The organism is Micromonospora krabiensis, assembly GCF_900091425.1.
Classification (GTDB): domain Bacteria; phylum Actinomycetota; class Actinomycetes; order Mycobacteriales; family Micromonosporaceae; genus Micromonospora; species Micromonospora krabiensis.
Genome location: NZ_LT598496.1, coordinates 4,989,969 through 5,014,014, shown reverse-complemented (window position 1 = coordinate 5,014,014; position 24,046 = coordinate 4,989,969). Strand labels below are relative to the sequence as shown.

Below are 24,046 nucleotides of genomic sequence, written 5' to 3'. Positions count from 1 at the left end.
GTTGCCAGGGAAAGACTCGCCAGTGTCTCCGCCAATGAGCACCCCGACCCGACATTCGCAGGTCGCGGGCTCCATACCGTCCTTCGACGGATGGTGCTCCTTAGAAAGGAGGTGATCCAGCCGCACCTTCCGGTACGGCTACCTTGTTACGACTTCGTCCCAATCGCCAGCCCCACCTTCGACGGCTCCCTCCACAAGGGTTGGGCCACCGGCTTCGGGTGTTGCCGACTTTCGTGACGTGACGGGCGGTGTGTACAAGGCCCGGGAACGTATTCACCGCAGCGTTGCTGATCTGCGATTACTAGCGACTCCGACTTCACGGGGTCGAGTTGCAGACCCCGATCCGAACTGAGACCGGCTTTTTGGGATTCGCTCCACCTCACGGTATCGCAGCCCATTGTACCGGCCATTGTAGCATGCGTGAAGCCCTGGACATAAGGGGCATGATGACTTGACGTCATCCCCACCTTCCTCCGAGTTGACCCCGGCAGTCTTCGATGAGTCCCCGCCATAACGCGCTGGCAACATCGAACGAGGGTTGCGCTCGTTGCGGGACTTAACCCAACATCTCACGACACGAGCTGACGACAGCCATGCACCACCTGTGACCGCCCCCGAAGGACCCCACATCTCTGCAGGTTTTGCGGCCATGTCAAACCCAGGTAAGGTTCTTCGCGTTGCATCGAATTAATCCGCATGCTCCGCCGCTTGTGCGGGCCCCCGTCAATTCCTTTGAGTTTTAGCCTTGCGGCCGTACTCCCCAGGCGGGGCGCTTAATGCGTTAGCTGCGGCACAGGGAACCGGAGAGGCCCCCCACACCTAGCGCCCAACGTTTACAGCGTGGACTACCAGGGTATCTAATCCTGTTCGCTCCCCACGCTTTCGCTCCTCAGCGTCAGTATCGGCCCAGAGACCCGCCTTCGCCACCGGTGTTCCTCCTGATATCTGCGCATTTCACCGCTACACCAGGAATTCCAGTCTCCCCTACCGAACTCTAGCCTGCCCGTATCGACCGCAGGCTTGGGGTTGAGCCCCAAGTTTTCACGGTCGACGCGACAAGCCGCCTACGAGCTCTTTACGCCCAATAAATCCGGACAACGCTCGCGCCCTACGTCTTACCGCGGCTGCTGGCACGTAGTTGGCCGGCGCTTCTTCTGCAGGTACCGTCACTTGCGCTTCGTCCCTGCTGAAAGAGGTTTACAACCCGAAGGCCGTCATCCCTCACGCGGCGTCGCTGCATCAGGCTTCCGCCCATTGTGCAATATTCCCCACTGCTGCCTCCCGTAGGAGTCTGGGCCGTGTCTCAGTCCCAGTGTGGCCGGTCGCCCTCTCAGGCCGGCTACCCGTCGTCGCCTTGGTAGGCCATCACCCCACCAACAAGCTGATAGGCCGCGAGCCCATCCCAGGCCGAAAAACTTTCCACCCCCAGACATGCGTCCGAAGGTCCTATCCGGTATTAGCCCCCGTTTCCGAGGGTTATCCCAAAGCCTAGGGCAGGTTGCTCACGTGTTACTCACCCGTTCGCCGCTCGAGTACCCCGAAGGGCCTTTCCGCTCGACTTGCATGTGTTAAGCACGCCGCCAGCGTTCGTCCTGAGCCAGGATCAAACTCTCCAACAAAAACTTGTCGAACAGCAATCCCGACAACAAAAAGTGTTGCCAAAGGAATCCCAACCAGCCGAAACCATCAGGCCCGACCAGTCCGGGGTATCAAACAAATTTGGCACTGGCTTATCAAGCACCCTGTTGAGTTCTCAAAGAACAACCACACACTATCCGGAAACCCCCACCAGGAGGACCCCCGTCCGGGGCATCTCGTCCCACCATGTCCGCCGCTCTCGCGCCGGGCACTTTTACTACGTTACCTTACCGTCTGCGCCGTGTCAAACCGGTGTGTCCCGCTCTGTCACGCTTCGTACGGCTTGGTCCCGCTGAACACGCGCAGCGGCGAACCACCGCGCTTGATCATCGGATTCGGCAGGCCGGCCGCTGCGGTCTCCCGCGAGCTCGCCCGGTGCCCTGCCGGTCGTCAACCTTACCTGGTCGGTTTCGCCGCATCAAATCCGCCTCGCGGCGAATCCGGGGCACCACCCAGATACCGGGTCCGAGAGGTGGTCACCGCTCCGACCCGAAGCTCGTTGCCCCCGCTCCGGCCTCTAGGACTTTCGCCCCGTTTCGTCCGTTCCGCGCTGGCAGAGAGAAAGTTACGCGTCCGTGGGTTTGATCGTCAAATCGGGGCCACGCGTCCCGCGTCACATCATCATCGGTGGACTATCCCCGCTGGTCAGGTGCGTGTCAGGCGACGCGCCGCGAGCAGGCCGCGGACGCCCAGCACACCAACCGTGGTCCCGATGGCCAGCGACGCACCGATCAGGAGCGCGTGGACCCAGAGGAAGGAGGTGGGTGCGCCGGCCCCGGGCGTACCGCTCGACCAGGCACGCGGGTCGTCCCAGATGGCGAGGCCGAACCGGGGCCAGATCAACCAGGTCCAGACACCGACGGCGAGAAGGAAGAGAGCCCAGCGACGCGACAGCACCATGTCGGCCGAGTATGCCAGCGCGGCTCCGACAGGCCGGCCGGCGCTCCGCCCGAGGGCTAGGGTGGATCCCATGGCCCGGCCGAGCTGCTGTCCGCCGGAGACCGTCGAGTCGATCGACGGCCTCCCGTGCGCGGCGCTGCCCGCCCGGGTGGGCTCCGGCGACGGCCGTGAGCGGATCCTCGACGTCCTTCGTGCCGGTGGGCTGCGGTTCCGCGACGGCGCGCGATGGCGGCCGGCTCTCTGAGCCGTTCCCGCTGACCGGTGGGGCGATCCCGCCCCGGCCGGTGCGCGCCCACGCATGAACCCACCATCCCACCAGGCACGAAAGGCGTATCACCATGTCCGTCGCACGGATGCTCACCGGGGACCGGCCCACCGGCCGTCTGCACCTCGGTCACTACGTCGGCAGCATCGTCAACCGCGTACGGCTCCACCAGCGGTACGAGAGCTTCTTCATCATCGCCGACCTGCACATGCTCACCACGAGGAACCGTCGCGAGGACATCGACCAGGTGTCCCGCAACGCCCGCGACATGGTCACGGACATCCTGGCCGCGGGGGTCGACCCGGCTCGAGCCACGTTCTACCTCCAGTCGGCGATTCCCGAGGTCGGCGACCTGAACACGCTGCTGCAGAACCTGGTGACCGTGCCCCGGCTGGAGCGGGTGCCGTCGCTCAAGGAGATGGCCCGGGACTCCGGCAAGGAGGAGATGCCGTACGGGCTGCTCGGCTATCCGGTGCTCCAGGCCGCGGACATCCTCTGCGTCAAGGGGCAGGTCGTCCCGGTCGGGAAGGACAACGCCGCACACGTCGAGGTGACCCGGGAGATCGCCCGGCGGTTCAACCACCTGTACGGGGAGGTGTTCCCCGTGCCGGAGCTGATCCCGTCCGACACGCCCTCCCTGGTCGGCACGGACGGGCAACACAAGATGAGCAAGAGCCGGGGCAACAGCATCCTGCTCTCCGACGACCCGGAGACGGTGCGTCGCACGGTCATGGGCATGTACACCGACCCGAACCGGGTGCGCGCCGACGTGCCGGGCACGGTCGAGGGGAACCCGGTGTTCGCGTACCACGACGCGTTCAACCCGGACCGGGAGCAGGTGGCGGACCTCAAGGGGCGGTACCGGGCCGGTCGGGTCGGGGACGTGGAGGTGAAGGAGAAGCTGGTGGTGGCACTGAACCGGTTCCTCGACCCGATCCGGGAGCGGCGGGCCCGGATCGAGGCCGATCGGGGCCTGGTCGACCAGCTGATCGTGGAGGGCACCGAGCGGACCCGCCGCGAGGTGCGGCAGACCGTGGTCGAGGTCCGCCGGGCGATGGGCCTCACCGGCGCGTACCAGCAGGTGCGGCGGCGGGCCGAGCGCAGCCGCCGGCTGCCGACGGCCTCGACCTGACCTGCCTAGGATTCGGTCATGCCTTCGATCACCCGGCGTCCGTCGGGGGGCGCCGACCGGCGCCTCCCGGTGGAGGCCCGGATCCTCGACACCACCCGGCGCCTCCTCGGCGAGGGCGTGACCTTCACGGAGCTGGGTGTGCAGCGCATCGCGCGGGAGGCCGAGGTGGCGCGGTCGACCTTCTACACCCACTTCGCCGACAAGACGCAGCTGCTGCTGCGGCTCGCGGAGTCGATGAGTCAGACGTCCTTCGACGTCGCGGCCACCTGGCGCCCGACCCCCGGTGAGGACGCTCCGGGTGCCCTGACCGAGGTCTTCCGCCAGGTCGTGCGGATCTACCGGCGGCACGCCGCCGTGCTGGTGGCGATCAACGAGGTCGGCGCGTACGACCCGGTCGTCCGGGAGTTCTGGGTTTCCCGCCTGGAGCGGTTCACGCGGAGCACCGAGGCGTTGGTCCGGGCGGAACAGGAGAGCGGGCGGGCACCCCACGACCTGGACCCCGTCCAGGCAAGCCGGCTGGTGGTCCTCGGTGGGGACCGGTACCTGACGCACCACGTCGTGGTCGACGACGGCGGCGGCGACGAGTCGGCGGCCCGTGAACTCGCCGCGACCTGGTGGTACGGCGTCTACCGCCGGCCGATCGGGCAGCCGGCCTGACGAGACCGCCGACCGGGGCACCGCCGTCGGCCGAGACCCGTCTCAACCGTTCTGACCTGCGGAAATACGACGCCCTACAGAGTGGACGACGCCTCCGACCGGGTGGTACGACTTGAGCAACGGCCCGCCAACGGCGCCGCGTCGCACACTCGATGCCCTCCATCCGCAGTGGTCATCCCGGCGCGCCCCGATGCGGGCTCCACCACCCCCGGGTGGTGCGGCCACCACGGGTCAGGCGCCGCGTCGGCGCAGCTACCGGAACGGGAGCGGCAGAGCAGCCTGAGGAGTACGCCGTGCCGCCGATCCGCATCCGTCCCCGGCGCCAGCCGTTCGAGACGGCCATCCTGGTGGCCGCCGCCGTGTGCGGCCTCCTCCTGATCCTGCTCGACGTCGGACCACCCTCCGTCGAGCTGGCCATGCCCCCACCCGTCCAGACGGGCTGGCGGATCGGCCTCGTCGCGGTCGGGCTCGTCGGGTTGCTCGGCATCCTCTGGCCCGGCCGCGTCTCGACCGGCCTGGGTATCGAGCTGGCGGCGCTGCTCATGCTCGGCACGAGCGCCGGGATGTACGCGCTCACCCTGACCGTGGTCTCCGGTCGGCACTCGATCGCCGCGACCTCGTTCGTCGCCGCGGTGGCGACCGGTTCGTTCTGGCGTTCCGCCCAGATCCTCCTCGACCTCCGGCGCCTCGCCCGCGCCTGTTCCCTGGAATCCTCCCAACCGATCGGCGATGTGAGATGAACCCGCCACCGCCCCCCGCCGCCCCGCAGTGGGTTCAGGCCCTGCTCTCCGGCCTCGCCGCACTCGGTGGCGCCAGTGGCCTCGCCGCCATCGCCGCCGTGGTTATCCAGCGGGGCAAGTTCAAGGCCGACGCCGCCGACACCCTCACCGACGCCGCCCTCACCCTGGTCCAGCCGCTGCGCACGCGGGTGAGCGAACTCGAACACGAGGCCCTGGCGGCCCGGGAGGAACTCGCCACCATGCGGGTCCAGGTCCAGCAGCTGCAGGCCGCCGTCCGGACGCTGCGCCGGACGCTCGACAGGTGGCGTACGGCGGTGATGGCGCCCGACGCGACGCTCCGCCGGGTGCGGGCCACCGTGACCGAGTCGACCGACCAGCTGAACGACCTCTAGGTGACCGCACCGGAATACACGCGGGTCGCGCCAGCCAACCTTTTCCCGCACCACGGCGTGTGAGGGGCGTGACCGACCAAACGGAATCCCTGTCGACGGCGGACGCGGCGTACGTCGCGTTCGTCGAGGTGGCCTGGCAGCGACATCTGCGACTGGCCATGCTGCTGACCGGCGACCGGTGGCGGGCCGAGGAGCTGCTCCAGGACAGCCTCGTCAAGGTGTACGAGCGGTGGCGGCGGTTGTCACGGCTCGACGACCTGCACGCCTACCTGCGCCGCGCCCTGGTCAACAACCACACCTCCGGGTGGCGACGACGGCGGCGGGAGAGCCTGGTCGCCGACGTCCCCGACCTGGCCGCCCCGGCCGGCGACGAGCGGCCGGACGCGGCCGTCCTGCGCCGGGCACTGCTGTCGCTGCCGGCGAAGCAACGCGCGGTCGTGGTGCTGCGCCACTACGAGGACCTGACCGAGCGCGAGGTCGCCCGGCTGCTCGGCTGCTCGGTCGGCACGGTCAAGAGCCAGAACGCCCGTGCGCTGGACAAGCTCCGGCACCTCCTCGACGAACGACCCTCCTACACGGTCAGCAGGTGACATGTGATGAACACGCTCGACGAACAGCTCGCCCACCGGTTGCACGACATCGTCGACACCGAGCCGGACTCCGTACCCCCGGTGGCGGACCTGCTCGACCGGGGCCGGCGGGCGCGACGGCGCCGGACCGCCGCGCTGGTCGGCACGACCTGCGCCGTGCTGGCGCTCGGCGCGGCCACGGCGACGGCCGTCGTGGCCCTACCCGGCCCCACCGGGCGGCCCGCGGTGACCGCCCGGGGAGCGGCGCCGACGTCGGCGGCCCCGCCGGCGATGGAGCTGGTCGCCGCCGCGACGGCCAGCGAGAACATCAGCTACCGAATGCGGCTGACCACGGCCGGACCGGACGGGCTGACCTACGAGGGGGCGTTCGACCCCCGGACCGCCACCGGGTACGTCCGGGTGCCCCAGGACGACGTGGTCATGACCCAGCTCCTGATCGACGGGACGCTCTACGAGGGCGGCGAACGACCGCAGGGGCCGAAGCCGGCGGACAAGGGGCCGGGGGAGACCTACGGACGCTACGGTCAGTACCCGGGCCGGCATGATCGACTGACCCTGCACGCGGACGGCAACGACGTTCTCGGCGCGGCCGCGTCCGACCCGGCGGCGCTGTTCGCGGCGCTGAAGCGCGTGGACGCGACGGTCACCGAGAACCCGGACGGCACGCTGCGCTTCGAGTACACGACCGTGGACGGCCCGGGCACCGTCACCACGCGCGGTGACGTCGCGCTCGACGGTGACGGTCGGATCGCGAAGGTGGCGCTGGCCGGCACCTGGCGGACGACCGCGAAGGGCCGGCTCGACACCGGCACATTCGCGTCGACGCTGGAGTTGTTCGACTACGGGCTCCCGGTGCGGGTCGAGCGCCCCACCGACGTGGTCGTGCTCGACCGCTGAACCGACGCGTGGATCCACTGGACATCGACTGCGGGCGGCCCGTCGGGTCGCCCGCAGTCGATGTCCGGGGGCTGACCGGGTCAGCCGAACCGGGCGAGCGACAGCAGCGCGAACCCGACGGCCCCCAGTGGTACGGCCAGGAGGAGCGCCCGCAGACGCGGCCGTCTCGCCGGCGCGACCAGCACGACGAGGAGCACCCCGAGGACGACGTCGAGCAGCGCCGCCCAGAGCGGGTCGTCGCCGTGGGCGGGATCGCCGATCCGCCGCGCCACGAGTGCCGCCTCCGCGAACATCACCCCCGCCGGCATGGCCGCCGCGGCGCTCCGCCACCGACCGGGTGTGCGGGCGGCGACACCCGCCGCCCCGAAGACGATCCCGGCGACCACCCCGAAGGCCATCCAGGTGAACGCGACCAGGTTGACCAGGTTCGCGAGGTCGTCCCCTTGGATGAGCGCCGCCGCGAGGTAGTAGCTGGGCACGGCGACGACCAGGAGGAGGACGGCGCCGAGGACGCTCGACCACCGGCCCCACCGCCCCACGTACGCGAAGAGGAAGGCGGCGACCGCCCACACGGCGAGGGAGTTGCCCAGGCCACCGAGGGGGAACGGCACGAACCTGATCCACACGAAGTCGAGGAAACCGAGCAGGAACCCGCCGACGGGGGCTGCCACGGCGACGTGCCGTCCGGTCACCATGGGCACCAACCCTAGAACCCGGGGTCCGTGGTCCGGTTCTCGCGAAAGTCCGGTCCCGGAGCCCGGCCCTCGGCCGAAAGTCGGAGGCCGTCGTGCCTTCTCCTCGGCAGCTGGTCGCCCTACGGTCGAACACATGTTCCTCAACTCGCAGGTGAACCTCTACGCGGACGACGTGGAGTGCGTCGTCGACTTCTACAAGGCCCTCGGGTTCGTCGAGACGTACCGCTACGCGCCCGAGGGCGACCCGTGGCACGTCGAGGTCAAGGGCGCCGGCCTGGTGCTCGGGGTGGCTTCGCCGCGTGCGGCCCTGACCGACCACGGGCTGCGCGTGTCGCAGGACGGCGCCGCGATGGAGCTCGTGTTCTGGTGCGAGGACGTCGACTCCGCGTACGCGCTCGCACTCCGGGCCGGCGCGGCGGTGCTCCGCGAGCCGCACGACTTCCAGGACGGGCGGCTGCGCGTGGCCTGGGTCGCCGACCCGGTGGGCAACCCGCTGGAACTCGTCCAACGGAGGGGCTGATCCGGCCCGGCGGAGTGCTCGCGCGGGTCGACGCGGCCCGTCGCAGCCGGCACGTCGTCATTCCTGTTCGTCGTGCAACCTGTGGCGGCGTCGGTCGGGTAGTAGCCGGTGACCACCTTCCGAAGGAGAGCCGGTGACAGCAAGCGACACGTTCGCTGAGTTCGTGGCGGCCCGATCACCCCGCCTTCAGCGCACCGCCTACCTCCTCACCCATGACTGGGGGCAGGCCGAGGACCTGCTCCAGACCGCCCTGGTGCGTGCGTGGGGCGCGTGGGGACGCATCGACGGCGACCCGGAGCCGTACGTGCGGAAGATCCTCGTGAACGTCTACGCCTCGTGGTGGCGACGCCGGTGGCGTCACGCCGAACAGCCGATGTCGCAGTTGCCGGAGCCTCCCACCGCGGACCGCATGGCGGACGTGGACAAGCGCGACGAGGTGTGGCGGGCGCTCGGACGGCTGCCACGACGCCAGCGGGCGGTGCTGGTGCTGCGCTACTTCGAGGACATGACGGAGGCGCAGATCGCGGAGGCGATGGGCATCTCGGTGGGCACGGTCAAGAGTCAGGCCAAGCGGGCGCTGGAGAAGTTGCGGCTGGACGAGTCGCTGACGTTGGAGGCTTTGCACGCGTGATCGACCTCAGGGAGCTCATGGAAGAACGGTCCGCTCAGGGCGCCCCGGCGCGCGATCGGCTGGAGGAGATCCAGCGCCGGATCCGCGTACGGCGTCGTCGGCGGGCCGCGGTGGGAGCGGCCACAGCGGTGGCAGCCCTGGCGGGCGCGGGCGCCTTCGTCGCCGTCCTCGGCGACCAGCCGACCCGGTCCGCGCCCTTCGCGTCCGGGTCGGCGACCCCGTCGGCCGGGCAGCCGACCGCCGGCCCGTCGGCCGTCCCGAGCCCGGTGGCCGGACGCAAGGTCGGACCCTTCGCCGAGTACGCCCGCGGCTACCGGGTCGTCGCCGCCGGCAGGGCGCCGGTGAGTGCGAAGAAGGTGCAGCTCACCTGGACGGTCACCTCGACCGACGTGCAGTTCTTCAGCTACTGCCCCGGCCTGCCTGACAAGCACGTCTCCCTCGACGCCGAGATCGCGATCAACGGCGACCCCACCGGTGTCTTCATGAACTGCATCTCCGAGCTGCACCAGGACCCGATCAGGTCGGAGGCACCCGTCTCCGGGCTGAACGTCGGCGACACGGTGACCGTGACGTACACGGTCACGGGCGCGCAGGACAACGGTCGCCGGCTCGGGACGATCCCGACGCGGGGCACCCTGCACTTCGCGGTGGCCGAGAAGGTGCCCTTCACCGCGTACCCCCTGCCGTCCCGCCCGGCCGCCCTGAAGCCGCCGAAGCCGGACGGTATGGCGGACGAGGCCGGCACCAAGGTCCTGCACAGCGACCCGGCCGACCCCAACCGGACGGTCAGCATCACCCTGCCCTGGTATCAGGGCTACGAGGTCACCCTCATCCCGCAGACGCCCGGCATCTACCGCGTGTCGATCAACGGGGTGAGCGTGCTCGACGGGGAGGTCCACGACTACGCCGGGGGTGGCCTGAACGCCACCTGCCAGGTCGCGCGCGGCGAGCAGGGGACCTGCGTACCCGCACTCCGGTCCGTGAAGGACGGTGAGAACGTCCGGGTCGACGTCACCGCGCAGCACGCCACGGGACCGTGGCTGACCGAGGTGCGCTCCCAGCGGCAGGGGTCGGCGGGCCACGGCTGAGCCGAGATCGCCTGAACCGATTCCGGGCGGGGTCCGTGTGGATGCCGAACGGCTTCCGGACGTACGGGGCCGGGTAGGAACTGGGAGACCCCGAAATGATGCGCAAGCACCTCGTGCCCTTTGTTGCCCTCATGGCTGCCGGCGCCGTGGCGTTGACGGCGTGCGGCTCGACCCCCGACGCACCCGCGCCGGCGAGGGCGTCCGCCCCGGCCGGCGGCGAGGCCGCGGCACCCGCGGATGGTGCCGCGGCCGGCGACCTGGCGCTGCTCTCCGGCACCGCGAAATCGAACAACTCACCGGCCGGCACCGGTGACTGGGCGGTGCCGAACGGCGGCGTCGCGGTGGGGGCGGCCCGTCAGTCCTCGCAGAAGTGGGTCCAGTTGACCGCGGGCCGGGCCGGCGACCTCGACCCGGTGGTCGTCAACGGCGCGGGGCTGACGCTTTACCGCTTCGACAAGGACAGCAACAACCCGCCCACCTCGACCTGCGACGGCGAGTGCGCGCAGACCTGGCCGCCGGTCACGGTCGCGCCGGGCGGCAAGATCTTCATCGCGGGCATCAAGAAGTCGGCGGTCGGTACGGTCCGACGCGCCGACGGCACCCGGCAGGTCACCATCGGCGGCTGGCCGGTGTACCGCTTCGCCAAGGACACCAAGCGTGGCGACACCCTCGGCCAGGGCGTCGGCGGCACGTGGTTCGGCGTCACCCCGACCGGCGGCAAGGCCGGCGCGCCGGAGGGCGGTCAGGAGACCCCGGACAACGGCAACGAAACCGCTCCGCCCGCCACCAGCGCCGTCTTCTTCGACGACGCCAACTTCAGCGACAACGGCGCCTCCCAGGGCGTGGCCGGCAACGGGTGCGAGAACCTGCCCCGCCCGCGTGTCGCCTCCTCCGTCGCGGCCCCCGGTTCGCTGAAGATCTGGGCCGGCCCCAACTGCACCGGCCGGTCGCAGGTCATCAACGGTGACGTCGCCGACCTGGCGACGATCGGCTTCGACAACGCCGTCGTCTCGGTCCGCTTCAACTGACCGTCCGGTCCCGACCAACGGGTGTGCCGGTCCGGCTTCCGCCGGGCCGGCACACCCGTCTTCGTATCGGCCGAGCCGTGGCCCGGCACGCTCCCGGTCGGTCCTCGCCGATCGGGAGCGTCCGGGCCCGTTCCTCGCTGCCGGAAGGGTGAAGAGATGATTCCGAACAGTCGGGCGGCGCGCATCAGACGGGCGCTGGTCCTCGGTGGGGCGGCCCTCGGCGTGGTGTCACTGGTCGCCGGCTGCGTCCGGCCCGTGGCCGGCACCGGCGCCGCGGAGCACTGGAGCGCCACCCGCGTCGCCGGCCTGGAGATCACCACGGGGGCCAGTGGGCCCCGGGCCGGGGTGGCCGACTCACGCCTGCCCGTCGCCGGCAGCGACGGCGGCGAGGCGGACCGGCTCGCCCGCAACGCCGTCGACGACGTGCAGCGGTACTGGGCGGAGGAGCTGCCCGCGAGCTTCGGTCGCCGCTTCGAGCCGGTGGCGCGGCTCGTCTCGTACGACTCCACCGGTCCGGGCGTCGCCATCTGCGGCACCGGCACCGGAGGCGCGGTGAACGCCTTCTACTGCCCGGCCGACGACACGGTCGCCTGGGACCGGGCGCAACTGCTCCCCATGCTCAACGACTCGTTCGGGCCGATGGCGGTGGTGGCGGTGCTCGCCCACGAGTTGGGGCACGCCGTGCAGTCCCGCCTCGGCACGGTCGACGGGCGCACCAGCTCGATCGTCCGGGAGCAGCAGGCCGACTGCTTCGCGGGCAACTTCATCCGATGGGTGGCCGAGGGCAACGCTCCGCACTTCCAACTGTCCACCGGCCCCGGCCTCAACCAGATCCTCGCCACGCTGTTCTTCATCCGCGACGGTGCGGAGACCGGCTTCGAGGCGGACGGGGCGCACGGCAACGCGTTCGATCGGGTCTCCGCGTTCCAGTTCGGATTCGGCGACGGCCCCGGCCGGTGCGCGCGCATCGACGAGGCCGAGGTGCGGCGGCGGATCACCCAGCCGGCCGGCGGCCAGCTGTCGTCGAGCGGTCGGGAGACCGGCGACCTACCGGTGAACGACCGGGAGTCCCTGCTCGCGCTGCAGGAGACGCTGCGAGCGGCCTTCGACCGGGGTGGCACCGCGGGGCCGACGATCAGCCCGTCCCTGTCGGCCTGCCCGGAGGTGACCGTCACCGCCCCCGCCGCCTACTGCCCGGCCACCGACACGGTCGGACTCGACCTGGCCGAGCTGGCCCGCCTCGGGACGTCCCCGGGCCAGGGTCAGGGCGGGATCGGGGACTTCGCCGCCTTCGCGGAGGTCGCCTCTCGGTACGCGCTCGCGGCGCAGCACGCGGACGGTTTTCCGCTCACCGGGCTCGCCACGGCGCAGCGCACCGCGTGCCTCACCGGCGTCTGGGCGGCGACGATCGTGGCCGGGCGGGGCGCCGTCCTGCAGCTCTCCCCCGGTGATCTGGACGAGGCCGTCGCCGAGATGCTGGCACCCCGGAGCCTCATCGCCGCCGACGTCAACGGCGCCGGCATTCCCTCCGGGTTCGCCCGCGTCGAAGCGTTCCGGGACGGCTTCACCTCCGGCGCGCCGTCACCCTGCCTGGAGAAGTACCGGTAAGGCTCGGCCCGCACGCGGACGGGTCATGCCGTGACCGACCGGACGGTCGGTCACGGCATGGCCCGTCCGCTCACAGCGTCACGGTGGCGTACGCCTTGCCGTCGGTGTTCTCCACGCGGACACCGCCGACCTGGGCGGGGTCGATCAGGGCACTGCCGTCGAGCGTGGTGCCGCCGACCGCCCCGGTCTCGGACACCAACCAGCTGCCGGCCAGCACGGTGCTGCCGTCCTTGCCGACGACCAGCAGGCGGCAGCGCTCGCCCTGAGCGATCCCGGACACGGCCGCGTTGACCCGCACCCAGCCCGCGGCGGGGGTCACGGCGACGGTGAGCCGGGCACCCGTGCCGGGGTCGGTCGTGCTGGCGTACCGGGTGGCCGGGTCAGTGGCGGTCGCCGAGGTCGAGGCGGTGGGCGGGGTGGGCAGGGCCCGCGTGTCGGGTGCGTCGCCGGTCGTCCGACCGAGCACGACGCCACCGGAGACCGCGGCGGCGAGAGCCACCACCGCGGCGGCGCTCAGGAGCACCCCGCGGCGCTGGCGACGACCGGACGACTCGCTGCGGACCTGGCGCAGGGTGCGCTGCAACAGCAGGTCGCCGCCCTCCGGCGGGCCGTCGAGCAGCATCGCCTCGGGTACGGCCTGGAGCGCGCCCTGCCACTCCTGGAGCGACTCGATCTCGGTGCGGCACTCCGCACAGCCCGCCAGGTGCTCCTCCGCCTGCCGGAGCTGCTCCTGGTCGAGCTCGCCCATCAGGTAGCCGCCGATGTCCACGTGGTCACCGGCCGGCATCAAGCTGTCCGATTTCATGAGGCAGACCGTTCCACCCCGGCTGGGCGCTCAGCGATGTCGCGTAGCGCCCGGAGTGCGTAGTAGGAGCGTGACTTGACCGTGCCCGGCGGGATACCCAGGGCCTTCGCGGCCTCCGCGACTGTACTCCCGAGTAGGTAGACCTGCTCAAGTACCTCGCGGTGCTCCTGGGAGAGGCGGTTGAGGGCGTCCACCACCACCATCGAGTTGACCACCTGGTCCGCGTGGTCCCGTTCGACCGCGACGTCCGTCGGGCTCTCCGGCACCTCCGGCGGTCGCGCGTTCCGGGCCCGCACCGTGTCGGTGACGAGGTTACGTACCACGGTGAGCAGCCACCCCCGTACTGATCCCTTGCCGTTGACCAGGCTGTCCGGGTGGCGCCAGGCTCGCACCAGCGCCTCCTGGACGATGTCCTCCGCGGCGGCGCGGTCGCGGGTCAGCTGCGTCGCGTACGCGAGCATCGCCCGGCCGTGCTCCTCGTAGAGGGTCCGGACCAAGGCCTCGTCTGCCACTTCCCGCCGACGAACAGGCCTCAACCCCGCCATACGTACCATCCTCCGCTGGCCCCAGGCCGCCGGTTCTGATCGGCGCACACGGGTAACCAGGATGCCTTGCGCATTTCCGTCTTCCGGTTGCCGCTAATGAAGGTGTAGTCAGACTCACGTTGTTGCGCCGTCAACTACCTGAGCCGGCCGGTGCGGCGGCCTTGCCACCGTCCGGGGCGACCACGAACCACAGCCCGTCGGCGCCCTGACCGGTGGTCCGCCCCGGCACCGAGTCCTCGGCGAAGCGGTAGACCGGCCAGCCCCCCACGGTCACCTGCTGCGTGCCGTCCGGACGGGCCACCGCACCGAGCCGCGCGGGGTCGAGGTTCTCGAACTTGATCTTCTCGTTGGCCAGCACCGGCAGCCACCGCATCAGGCAGCCCTCGGTACAGGTCGACCGGGACGGCGACGCGCTGTCCCGGTCGAACCGGTAGAGGGTGAAGCCCTGCCCGTCGAGAACAACCGGGCCGAGTTCCAGGTTCTCGCCGAGCTGCACCGACGCCGGCCAGTAGCCCCCGTCCGGGCTGCGCTGCCCGAGGTCGTCCGGCGCGCCGGACGTCTGCGGGTTCTGCGCCGCGCCGGACTGCGGCCGTGGCCCGCCCCCACCGACGTCCCGCTGGGGTACGGCGACCGGGTCGGTGACCGTGGTGGTGCACCCGGACGCGAGGAGCGCGGCGGCCAGCGCGAGGGAGCCGAGCAGGGTACGGGAGGTGAGTGCCTTCATCGCCACACCAATCGATCGACGGGTTCGGACAGGTACGCCGGCTCAGCGGCGCGGATTCGGGACGAGCCGACCGCGCGGCCTCGGACGGTCGAGGTCGAGCCCGAGCACACCGACGTCGAGCGTCCCGTCGGCGTCGACCTCGAACCGCCACGCGGCGTTCGGCGCGTCGCCGACGACCAGGACGGCCGCCGTGCTGGCCGAGACGGCCGCCAGCGCGCCGAGGCGCTCCAGCTCCGCCGGCGGAATCGCGGTGGTGACCAGCACCAGATGGTCGTGCAGCACCTCGGGCCGGTGGCCGGAACCGGCCCCGGACGGAGCCGGGATCGCCCGCGAGTCGACGGCGACCCGGACGTGCTCCGGGGCCGGCCACGGTGGCGGCGGCGGACCGACCACGCTGACCGTGAGGGGCGTCGGGGCCGCGCGCCAGCCGATCTCGTCGAGGAAGGCGCGGGCGACGCGCAGGGCGGCCTCCGGGTCCCCGGTGATCGCGACGATTCCCGGCGCGCGTCCCAGGTTGACGACGGCCAGCTCACCCCCGACCGTCCCGACGGTGGCGAGCAGCGGCAACCGGTCGCCGCCGTCCGCCCTCTCGTCGATCTGCCAGCTCGGGGCCTCCCAGATCGCGCCCTGCTGCCGCGCCCGCCAGGGCGGCGGGGCGTCCGGCAGCGCCGGCGCCAGCCGCAGCGAGACCCGGTCCGGGCCGATCAGCGCCGCGTACACCTGGGCCTGGGCGGCTTGCGCGGCGAGTTGCCGCAGGGCACGGTCCAGGACCTGCCGGGAGCCCGGCGCCGGCGCGAGGGTCGGTCGCACCGACCCGGTCGTACGGCGGCGCCGGACCAGCAGCACGACCACCGGCACGACGACCGCCAGCAGCACCGCGCCGACACCGAGCAGCGTCGCCGTGACCGGTCGGAGCCCCAGGATCTCGCCGCCGTCGGCCGGGGAGGCCGGGGGCACCGCCACCGGCGTTCCCGGCCGCGGTCGGTCGACCGGGGGGGCAGCCGGCTGCTGACCCTCGTTCGGCCTCGCCGACGGTGGGGTACCGATCCGGATCTCACCGGAGGTCGCACCCTCGGGCAGGACGAAGACCCAGCCGGCGCGGATCGGCTGCGCCGGGTCGGTGAGCGTGCCGCCGTCCGGCTGCCCACGCCCCTGGTTCAGCTCGAAGATCTCCGGCCAGCGTCGGCTGTCGCCGAGCACCCGGTCGGCGACCCCGGGCAGCGTCAGGTCGCTCTCCGAGCCGGGCTCCCCCGGCACCACCCAGTACGGCACGGTGGGCTCCACCGCGCCCGCCACGGCGGGGGTCACCGGCAGCAGCAGGAGCACCAGCGCGGCGGCGACGGTCAGCAGCCGAGCCCCTGCCGCCCGCGACGGACCGGGTACGGCGGTACGGAGCAGCCTGCGCATGAATACCTCACTCACAGCGGATGTCGTGACTCGTACGGGTGGCCGGACGCGCGCACGTCGAACGGTTCGCACACGTATGCGGAGCCGAACGGGTTCACCGCGGGTTCGGATCGGTGGCGGGCGACGGGTTCTACCGGGTCGGCGCCGGGTCAGCTCGGCTTCAATTCGACGAACGTGCCCATGTTCTCCACCCCGATCTGGCCGATCGTGCGTCCCGGCGCTGCTGGGTGGGGATGGACGCCGACGAACACGGCATCGGTCGCCGCGAAGATCTGCCGGTTGTCACCGAAGCCCCGCAGGGCATCGGCGAACGCCTGCCCGCCGGTGCCCGACGTCTTTCCGAAGTTGCAGGAGAGCAGGGTGATCGGTCCGTCGGGATTCGTCTGCGTCAGACTGCGGAAGTTCTCGTTGGCGTTCAGGACCTTGGCGAACTGGCCACCGGGCACCTGGATCACCTTGCCGTTGCTCAACGAGACGAACGCGCCCCGCGGGGTGCCGTGCGCGACGACGAAGTTCGGATCGGCCTTCGATCCGTTCCACGGCGCCACCTCGACCCGCTCGGTCGCCGCGTCGAACTGGAACTTCATCGCGTGCCCGTCCGGCACACTCCGGAACATGGCCGCCTGCGGCAGGGCTTCCCCATTGGACCTCGCCATGTTGACGTCCGACGACGCGAACTTGAGGAAGTTGTGGTCCGTGTCCTTGCTGCGGAAGAGCACCCCGATCTGTTTGCCGGAACTGTCGAACATCTCCTCCGACCGGACGTTCCTGGCACTGGAGACCACGAGATTGTTCTTGTCGTCCCAGCCGATGATGGTGCTCTTGTCGAACCGTTCCCGGATCTTCGCGTACCTGATGGTGGCCGTGTTGCGCAGGGCCTTCAGCTTCGCGCCGGCCGGTTCGAGCGCACCCTTGATGACCTTGCCGGGGCCGAGACTCTGGAAACCCGGGCCGACGCCCGCCGGCCCACTCGCGCCCGGGATCGTGCCCGGGCTCTTCACGTTGGTGAGTTGTCTGGTGCCGGCCTTGACGCCGCCCTTGATCGTGCCCTTGGTGGCGAACTTGATGACCCGGCCGGCGAGCCGACCACCCGGCACCAGACCAAGAGCCAGACCACCCGCGGCCAACCCGATCGCCGCCGGATCCCCCGACAACGCCGCCGCCGCGAGATCGATCGCACCCGACAACATCCCGATCGCCGCACCCAACGGCGGAAAAATGAACGACGCGATCGCCGCGATCACATCCAACACCGTCGTGAGCCACTCGATCACCGTGCTCCGCAGAAACTCAACGAACGCCTCGAACGCCTCAACGATCTTCTCCCACAACGACCGCTGCGGCGCATCCCCCGCCAACTCCCGCAACGCCCGCGCCGCCACCCGCGCCGCCTGATCCCGCAACGCCGTCGCCTGACCCACCAACGCCTTCGCCTGATCCAACGCCTGCCGCGCGTCGTCCGCCCGACTCTGCGCCGCCGCCACCTCATCCGCCGCGGTGTCCCTCGCCACCTGCCCGGCCTGCGGATCCCCACCCAACACCGACAACGCCGCCTGCGCAGCCGACACCGCCGCCCGCGCCGCACCCTCATCACCCACCGCCTGCCGCGCCTGCTCCAACGCACGCAACGACATCGCCTGCGCCTCCTCCAACGACGGCAGATACCGCACATACGCCTCCGCCGCCGCCGAATACGACCCAGCCATCCGATCCAACCGACCCGGCAACCTCCCCACCAAATCCCGGAACGCCTCCATCGCCCGACCCTGACCCACATCGATCCGACCACCAGAGGCCAACAAGTCATGCGCCTCCCGAGTCGTCCGCGACAACTCCTGATACGCCCGCGTGATCTCCCCAAACGACTCCGGATCACCCGGCACCGGATCAGAATCCAGCTGCAACACCGACCACTCGGCATCCCCCGGACGCACCACGACCCACCACCCCCACACACCCACCAGTCCCCGACCCCGACCAACACCGGAAGCCGACTCGCACACGTAACCGACACCGCATCGGTTCAGCCCGACTGAACCGATCCGCCCGACCGTCCGTGTACGGCGCGAAGTGGTTCACCGGCCGGGAGGGAAGCGGGGATGAGTGAGCGGAACAGGCTCGGCGCCGAGGTGCCGGCATGAGCGTGATCGACGTACCCGGTGCGGAGCTGGAGCGGGTGCACGACCTGTTGCAGCGCACCAAGGAGCTGATGGACAGCGCGTCGATCAGGTCGATGGGCGCGGTTGTCGACACGCTCGGACAGCGCGAGTTGGAGGGTGCCGCTCACGAGTTTGAGAAGCGGTGGGGGGACGGGCGGCACGTCATCGCCAAGGACCTCGACGGAGTCCGCGACGCCGCGAAGGCGGTGGCCGACGCGTTCCGGGAGACGGACGAGCAGACGGTCGCCGCGCTGGAGAACCCCGAGGGAGCGACGAGTTGACCAGCGGAGGAGGCACGTCGATGGCCGGTGCGACGAACACCGTCCCGACCGGATTCGAGCTGCGCACGCCGGAGGACTGGGTCGACTTCTCGGTCGCCGACGAGGCCAGCGAGAACCGGGTGGCGAACGAGGTGTGGACGCGGGCCGTCGACGGCGGGTTCACCGAGCAGCAGGCCGGACAGTACGCCGAGCAGCTACGCCGGTCGGTGCGGCAGGCCCGCAACGCGGGCGCGGTGCACGCCGCCGGCACCTTCCAGGTGTACGAGGACGGCCCGCTCACCGCTACCGTGCTGGTCTCGGTCCTCACCCCGCCCGCGACCGGTGACATCCTCGGCGCGTTGACCGCGGTCGCGCAGCCCGCCCGCGCCGACGGGACCTGGCGGCGGGTGAGCACCGCACAGATCCCGGCGATCGGCACCGTCGGCCGGGTGCACGGCATTCAGAACGTGACCCAGGACGGCGCCACCATGCGCTCCGCCGTGATGCACACGGTCGTACCGCTGCCGGGAACCGCCGACGTCCTGGTGGTCACCGGCGCGAGCCCGAACCTCGCGGTGGCGGAGGAGCTCTTCGAGCTCTTCGCCACGATCACCGCGACACTGACCTTCACCTATGAGGGGGAGGCGCCCGCGCTCACGCCGCCGGCGGCCTCCCTGGGGGAGGTCGGCAGCTAGGGGGTAGCTGCCGACCCGCGTCGGGGGGACACCTGGGGGGTGTCCCCCCGACTGCGTCTCGGGCCCCCCGGCTCCGCCGACGGATACCCGGCGCGGTCCGGCGAGTCCGGCACGGTCGAGGCCGGCACGGTCGAGCCCCTCGCGGGCGAGTCCTTCGCGGGCGAGTCCTTCGCGGGCGAGTCCGGCCCCCGCCGGGGCCGGACGTCGTGACCGTCGTCGCGTCTACCTGGCCTCGCCCAGCAGCTCCCGCAGGACCGCCGGCTCGGTACGGGGCACCTGCACCAGATGCAGCTTGCCGTCGCCGAAGTGGGCGAGCACCCGGCCCGGCCGCCCGCCGCCGAGCTGACCGCGGGACAGCTTGGCGCCGATCAGTTCACCGTCGCCGAGGCCCTGCGGGCTGAGCAGCGCGCCCTGCCGGTTCCGGCGGGCGTCGACGTGCCAGCCGCCGAAGCCGCTGGAGAGGCCGTCGATCGAGCCCGCGATGATCAGCCCGAGGCCCTTCTCCGTCCCCACCCGGGCGATGTCACCGAGATCGCTGCCGGCGTCGCACTTGAGCAGTTGCTCGGCGTCGTCCAGAACGACCACCGCGGGTCCGTCGCGCCCGTCGAGGGCCGCCGCCAGCCCGGCCGAGGTGAAGTTCTCGCTCGTCACCAGGTCGAGCACCCCGGGCAGCCCGGCCAGCTCCCGCAGCGGCGACCGGCGGGGCGCAGCGATCACCACCGGCGTCCCCTTCTCCAACAGGCCGGCGACCATGGTCAGCAGGGTCGTGCTCCGCCCCGAGCGGGGCGGACCCGCCAGGATGAAGGTCGGGTTGCTCCCGAGGTCCGGGCCGATGGCCGAGAGCTCGTCACCGCCGACGCCCAGCATCGTCCAGAGTGGAGCACTGGGCCGCACCAGGACGTTGGCCTGCGCCAGGCTCAGCTCGTCCGGCAGCACGTCGATCCGGAACGGGCGAGCGGCGTCACCGACCTCGGCGTCCCGCAGCCGGGCCGCCTCGGCGATCGCGGCGATCGCCCGGGCCTGCCCCTGACCGGAGCTGTCCTCCGTGAGCAGGGCGATCTGCGCCTCCGCGCTGTCGACCGCCCGGATCGCCCGGCCCGTGGCGATCTCGTCCGGCAGCTGGCGGTAGTTGATGCCGACCATGCTGTAGTCGCTGCGTTCGGTCAGTCGGAGCACCAGTTTGTCGTCCGTCGTCGACGAGATCCGGGTGGTGAACATGCTGCGGTCGCCGGCCATCACCACGTGGATCCCGGCCCCGGCGCCCTCGCGCAGCAGGGTCAACAGGGCCGTCATGACGTTGCCGTTGTCGTAGTCGGCGAACGTCTTGTCGAAGACCTCGAACCGGTCGAGCAGCACGAGGATGTGCGGCGGTCGGTCCGCCTCGGCCACGCCGGCCCGATACTCCACCAGCCCGGCCGAGCCGGTGGAGGCGAGCAGCTGCTGACGGCGACCCAGCTCCGCGACGAGTCGGGCGAACAGGCGACCGAGCCGTTCGGACTCCGTACGCTGCACGACCGCGCCACAGTGCGGCAGCTCGGCGAGGGCGAGCAGGGCCCCGTTGCCGCAGTCGACGCCGTAGAGGTGGACGTCGGCGGTCGAGTGGACGCGGGCCACGGTGCCGGCGATCGTCCGCAACGCCTGTGACCGGCCGCTGCGCGACGATCCGATGACGTGCAGGTGCCCCAGCGTCCCCAGGTCCAGCTCCAGCGGCGCCTGCTCCTGCTGGGCCGGCAGGTCGACCAGGCCGTACGCCACCGGGGCCAGGTGGTAGCCGCTGCCGCGGGGCGCGGGAAGCGCGTCGACGGTCAGCGAGTCCGGCAGCGCCGGCAGCCACGGGCTGTGCTGCGGCGCGATGGCGAGCTGCGCACTGGCGCCCCGGACGGCCTCCACCAGCACGGCGAGATCGGTGAGTTCGGCGGAGGGTTCGGCCTTCACACCGGGGCGGGTGGGCACCGGCCGGCCGAGGTCCGTCCAGGAGACGGGCGTGAGCCAGGGCGCCTGCCGGACGTCGGTGCGGGCTCCCGGGCGGAAACCACCGACCCGCCCGGCCTGGAACGGCACCAGCGACGACTGGGCGAGGCGTACGAAGGCCCGACCCGGCGTCGACTTCAGGATCGAGGCGGCGTCGGGGGCGTTCAGCACGTCCTGACTCTCGCTGGTGTCGGTCACCCGCAGCGCGATCCGCAGGTTCGTGTTCGCCCGGATCTCGGGTGAGACCACACCGCCCGGACGCTGGGTCGCCAGCACCAGGTGGATGCCGAGCGACCGGCCCCGCTGCGCGATGTTGACCAGACCGGTCACGAAGTCCGGCAGGTCGCGGATCATCGACGCGAACTCGTCGATCACGATCAACAGTCGGGGCATCGGGGTCCGGGTCGGTTCGCGGCGCAGCAGGTCGACGTAGTCGTCGATGTCCTTCGCCCCCGCCTCGGCGAGGATGTGCTCCCGCCGCCGCAGCTCCGCCGTGAGTGAGGTCAGCGCCCGACTCACCAGGTGAGTGTCGAGGTCGGTGACCATGCCGACGGTGTGCGGCAGGCGGACGCAGTCCTTGAACGCGCTGCCGCCCTTGTAGTCCACCAGCACGAAGGTCATCGCGTCCGGCCGGTTGGCGACGGCGAGCGAGGCGACCAGGGTCTGCAACAACTCGGACTTGCCGGATCCGGTGGTGCCGGCGACCAGCGCGTGCGGTCCGTCCCGCTTGAGGTCCAGGGCGAACGGCCCGTCCAGCGAGACGCCGAGCACCGCCTCGGTGGTGCGACCCCCGGTGGTCCACCTGGCGGCGACCGCGTCCGGCCCCGGCGGCTCCATCCCGAGCACGTCGAGCAGCCGACTCGCGTCCGGCAGGACGGCGCCGTCGTCCGCGCCGCCGGTGTCCCGCAGTGGCGCGAGCGCGCGGGACACCGTCCGCAGCCACTCCGTCGGGAGCAGGTCCGGGTGCACGCCGGGGATCGGCGCGGCGAGCGTACGGGTCACCAACAGCGACCCGTCGGCCTGCTCGGCGACGACGGCCTGGCACTCCTCCGGCAGCAACTTCTCCTCGGCGTCGACGCAGATCGCGTACACCCCGACGGCCGGTCCCTCCCGCAGGATCTGCGTCACCCCGGGCAGGGAACGCAGCCGGCGTGCGCCGTCGAGCACCACGAGGATGTCGCGGAACGCCCCGTCGGTCCGTTCGGCGGCGCGGGCCGAGATCACGGCGACCAGTTCGGCCACGCGCCGGGCCACGGTCTGGGTGTCGGTGCCGACGGTGGCGAGGGTGTCCTGGCCGTCGCGCGGCGCCGCGTGCGGCAGCCAACCGACCCACGACCAGCCCTCCTCGTCACCGGCGCCGGCGAGCAGGTAGATCTGAAGATCCTCGGGGCTGTGCAGGGTGGCCGCCTGCGCGACCATCCACCGGGCCGTCACCCGGGCGACGGTGTCACCGGCGATGCCGACCACACCGTGTTTGCGCACCGGCACGGTCGCCGGCACGTCCAGGGCGCTCCACCGGACCTCCCGGCGGTGCTCGTCCTGGCTCGGGTCCCGGAGCACCACCTCGGACGGGAGGTCGGCGCTGCCGGCCCGCAGTTCGAGGAAGTCGGGGTCGGTACGGCGCCGCTCCCAGAGGCGGCGCTCCGGACCCACCGCGATCAGTCGTACCGCGGCCGGGTCGGGAAAGTTGTCCCGCCGGGCCAGCCGCTCGGCGGTCAGCGCCTCCTGTGCCTCGGCGTTGATCCGCTCACGCTTCGCCTCGTACTCGGCGAGCCGGGTGCGGTAGCTGACCTTTCCCTGGCGTCGGGCGCCGATCTGGCCGGCGATCAGCGCCACCGGCGAGAGGATGGCGAAGAGCAGGGTCAGCGGGTTGCGGGTGATGAGGAACGCGGCCCCGGACACGACCAGCGGAGCCAGCACCGTGACCAGCACCAGCGGTCGCCGCTCCGGTGGTGCCGGCGGCGTGGGGAGCGTGAACTGGGTGGTGCGGGCCTCCGGGAGCAGCCGGGGCGGGCGGTTGTAGTCCAGGCCGGTGCGGTCCTCGGAGATCTGCAGTGCGGCCTCAGCCCGGACCGGGACGCGCAGCTCCAACAGGGACGAGCCGACGGCCAGCTGTCCGCCGGGGGGCCACACCTGTTCGTCGTCGAGCTCGATCCGGTCGAGCAGGAGGCCGGGGCGGGCCGGTCGCACGCGGCACGCGCCGTCCGGGCTGACCCGGACCGACGCCACGACGGGGGCGAGTGAGGGGTCGGTGAGGCGGACCCGGCTGGTGCTCGCCGTGCCGATGCTGTGTTCACCCAGGTCGAGTTGGTGGACCGCCCCGGCGTCGGTCCCGCTGACGACCCGTACCTCCACCAGCCCCGGCGGTTGCGCGGGCGCCTCCGGCACGGGACGGTCCAGGCCGAGCACCGTGCCCCGGCGCAGCGGGGCTTCGGCGAGGGTGAGTCGCGGGTCCAGCGGCGCCCCGGCGACAAAGATCGTCGGTGGGGTGCCCGGGGGCTCCGGCCGACGCGCGGCCAGCGCCTCGGCGAGTTCCCCGACGGTGGTGTCGGGGGCCGCCTCGACCTGGTATTCGATGACGGCGGTGGACGGATCCGCAACGGTGAGCTGCAGGCGCACGAGGTTCTCCTGGTCGGATGGTCCGTCGGAAAAAACGGCTGGGGCCGCGTGGTGATTCGCTCACCACGCGGCCCCGGGGC

The 24,046-nt window shown here is 71.5% G+C and carries 22 protein-coding genes and 1 rRNA gene; 14 read left to right on the top strand and 9 right to left on the bottom strand.

What is annotated here, in order from left to right; all coding sequences use genetic code 11:
• Positions 1-104 precede the first annotated feature (104 nt).
• Positions 105-1,619: ribosomal RNA gene (locus GA0070620_RS22970) — 16S ribosomal RNA — on the bottom strand.
• A 664-nt stretch (positions 1,620-2,283) separates the two neighbouring features.
• The gene (locus tag GA0070620_RS22965) at positions 2,284-2,538 is read right to left on the bottom strand and encodes an SCO4848 family membrane protein (RefSeq protein WP_091594093.1); all 255 of its coding nucleotides are present in this window, start codon (positions 2,536-2,538) and stop codon (positions 2,284-2,286) included.
• A gap of 70 nt (positions 2,539-2,608) precedes the next feature.
• Here GA0070620_RS22965 and GA0070620_RS33015 point away from each other — a divergent pair, with 70 nt between their 5' ends.
• From GA0070620_RS33015 to GA0070620_RS22935, 7 genes are all read left to right on the top strand, one after another.
• Positions 2,609-2,782, top strand: a complete 174-nt coding sequence (locus tag GA0070620_RS33015) for a hypothetical protein (protein ID WP_172836481.1) — start codon at positions 2,609-2,611, stop codon at positions 2,780-2,782.
• Between the two features lie 94 nt (positions 2,783-2,876).
• Positions 2,877-3,935, top strand: a complete 1,059-nt coding sequence (gene trpS, locus GA0070620_RS22960) for a tryptophan--tRNA ligase (RefSeq protein WP_091594091.1) — start codon at positions 2,877-2,879, stop codon at positions 3,933-3,935.
• An 18-nt stretch (positions 3,936-3,953) separates the two neighbouring features.
• A complete protein-coding gene (locus tag GA0070620_RS22955; RefSeq protein WP_091594089.1) occupies positions 3,954-4,592 on the top strand; it encodes a TetR/AcrR family transcriptional regulator in 639 nt (212 codons plus the stop codon).
• 293 nt (positions 4,593-4,885) lie between these two features.
• Positions 4,886-5,332: a hypothetical protein gene (locus tag GA0070620_RS22950; RefSeq protein ID WP_091594087.1), complete on the top strand. Its 447-nt coding sequence runs from the start codon at positions 4,886-4,888 to the stop codon at positions 5,330-5,332.
• A complete protein-coding gene (locus tag GA0070620_RS22945) occupies positions 5,329-5,724 on the top strand; it encodes a hypothetical protein (protein ID WP_091594085.1) in 396 nt (131 codons plus the stop codon). The genes GA0070620_RS22950 and GA0070620_RS22945 overlap by 4 nt, the downstream gene beginning before the upstream one ends.
• Before the next feature lie 68 nt (positions 5,725-5,792).
• Complete coding sequence (locus GA0070620_RS22940; RefSeq protein ID WP_231921923.1) at positions 5,793-6,314, top strand: SigE family RNA polymerase sigma factor; 522 nt, start codon at positions 5,793-5,795, stop codon at positions 6,312-6,314.
• A 6-nt stretch (positions 6,315-6,320) separates the two neighbouring features.
• Positions 6,321-7,211: a hypothetical protein gene (locus GA0070620_RS22935; RefSeq protein WP_091594083.1), complete on the top strand. Its 891-nt coding sequence runs from the start codon at positions 6,321-6,323 to the stop codon at positions 7,209-7,211.
• Between the two features lie 80 nt (positions 7,212-7,291).
• Here GA0070620_RS22935 and GA0070620_RS22930 read toward each other — a convergent pair whose 3' ends face one another.
• Complete coding sequence (locus tag GA0070620_RS22930; protein WP_091594081.1) at positions 7,292-7,906, bottom strand: DUF6518 family protein; 615 nt, start codon at positions 7,904-7,906, stop codon at positions 7,292-7,294.
• A gap of 133 nt (positions 7,907-8,039) precedes the next feature.
• Between GA0070620_RS22930 and GA0070620_RS22925 the strand changes: the two genes are divergently transcribed.
• The 5 genes from GA0070620_RS22925 (at position 8,040) to GA0070620_RS22905 (ending at position 12,781) form a co-directional block, all read left to right on the top strand.
• The gene (locus GA0070620_RS22925) at positions 8,040-8,426 is read left to right on the top strand and encodes a VOC family protein (RefSeq protein WP_091594079.1); all 387 of its coding nucleotides are present in this window, start codon (positions 8,040-8,042) and stop codon (positions 8,424-8,426) included.
• 133 nt (positions 8,427-8,559) lie between these two features.
• Positions 8,560-9,057, top strand: coding sequence for a SigE family RNA polymerase sigma factor (locus tag GA0070620_RS22920; RefSeq protein ID WP_091594077.1), 498 nt, complete (start codon positions 8,560-8,562; stop codon positions 9,055-9,057).
• Positions 9,054-10,145 carry a hypothetical protein gene (locus tag GA0070620_RS22915; protein WP_091594076.1) on the top strand — a complete coding sequence of 364 codons (1,092 nt, stop codon included), beginning with the start codon at positions 9,054-9,056 and terminating at the stop codon, positions 10,143-10,145. The genes GA0070620_RS22920 and GA0070620_RS22915 overlap by 4 nt, the downstream gene beginning before the upstream one ends.
• 131 nt (positions 10,146-10,276) lie before the next feature.
• Positions 10,277-11,173, top strand: coding sequence for a hypothetical protein (locus tag GA0070620_RS22910; RefSeq protein ID WP_231921921.1), 897 nt, complete (start codon positions 10,277-10,279; stop codon positions 11,171-11,173).
• 156 nt (positions 11,174-11,329) lie between these two features.
• Complete coding sequence (locus GA0070620_RS22905; protein WP_091594073.1) at positions 11,330-12,781, top strand: neutral zinc metallopeptidase; 1,452 nt, start codon at positions 11,330-11,332, stop codon at positions 12,779-12,781.
• A gap of 70 nt (positions 12,782-12,851) precedes the next feature.
• Here GA0070620_RS22905 and GA0070620_RS22900 read toward each other — a convergent pair whose 3' ends face one another.
• The 5 genes from GA0070620_RS22900 to GA0070620_RS34085 form a co-directional block, all read right to left on the bottom strand.
• Positions 12,852-13,586 (bottom strand): anti-sigma factor family protein, encoded by a 735-nt coding sequence (locus GA0070620_RS22900; RefSeq protein WP_091594072.1) that lies wholly within the window; start codon positions 13,584-13,586, stop codon positions 12,852-12,854.
• Complete coding sequence (locus GA0070620_RS22895; protein WP_091594070.1) at positions 13,583-14,131, bottom strand: sigma-70 family RNA polymerase sigma factor; 549 nt, start codon at positions 14,129-14,131, stop codon at positions 13,583-13,585. Before GA0070620_RS22895 ends, GA0070620_RS22900 begins: the two co-directional genes overlap by 4 nt.
• 130 nt (positions 14,132-14,261) lie before the next feature.
• Complete coding sequence (locus GA0070620_RS22890) at positions 14,262-14,855, bottom strand: COG4315 family predicted lipoprotein (protein ID WP_157741692.1); 594 nt, start codon at positions 14,853-14,855, stop codon at positions 14,262-14,264.
• A gap of 42 nt (positions 14,856-14,897) precedes the next feature.
• A complete protein-coding gene (locus GA0070620_RS22885; RefSeq protein WP_091594066.1) occupies positions 14,898-16,262 on the bottom strand; it encodes a hypothetical protein in 1,365 nt (454 codons plus the stop codon).
• A gap of 149 nt (positions 16,263-16,411) precedes the next feature.
• Positions 16,412-18,199 (bottom strand): hypothetical protein, encoded by a 1,788-nt coding sequence (locus tag GA0070620_RS34085; protein WP_091594064.1) that lies wholly within the window; start codon positions 18,197-18,199, stop codon positions 16,412-16,414.
• Between the two features lie 200 nt (positions 18,200-18,399).
• Here GA0070620_RS34085 and GA0070620_RS22875 point away from each other — a divergent pair, with 200 nt between their 5' ends.
• Together GA0070620_RS22875 and GA0070620_RS22870 are read left to right on the top strand one after the other, a co-directional pair.
• Positions 18,400-18,702: a hypothetical protein gene (locus GA0070620_RS22875; protein ID WP_091594062.1), complete on the top strand. Its 303-nt coding sequence runs from the start codon at positions 18,400-18,402 to the stop codon at positions 18,700-18,702.
• Between the two features lie 20 nt (positions 18,703-18,722).
• The gene (locus tag GA0070620_RS22870) at positions 18,723-19,376 is read left to right on the top strand and encodes a hypothetical protein (RefSeq protein WP_091594060.1); all 654 of its coding nucleotides are present in this window, start codon (positions 18,723-18,725) and stop codon (positions 19,374-19,376) included.
• 222 nt (positions 19,377-19,598) lie between these two features.
• On the opposite strand, the gene GA0070620_RS22865 is transcribed toward GA0070620_RS22870, so the two are convergent.
• Positions 19,599-23,966, bottom strand: coding sequence for an FtsK/SpoIIIE domain-containing protein (locus GA0070620_RS22865; protein WP_091594058.1), 4,368 nt, complete (start codon positions 23,964-23,966; stop codon positions 19,599-19,601).
• Positions 23,967-24,046 lie beyond the last annotated feature (80 nt).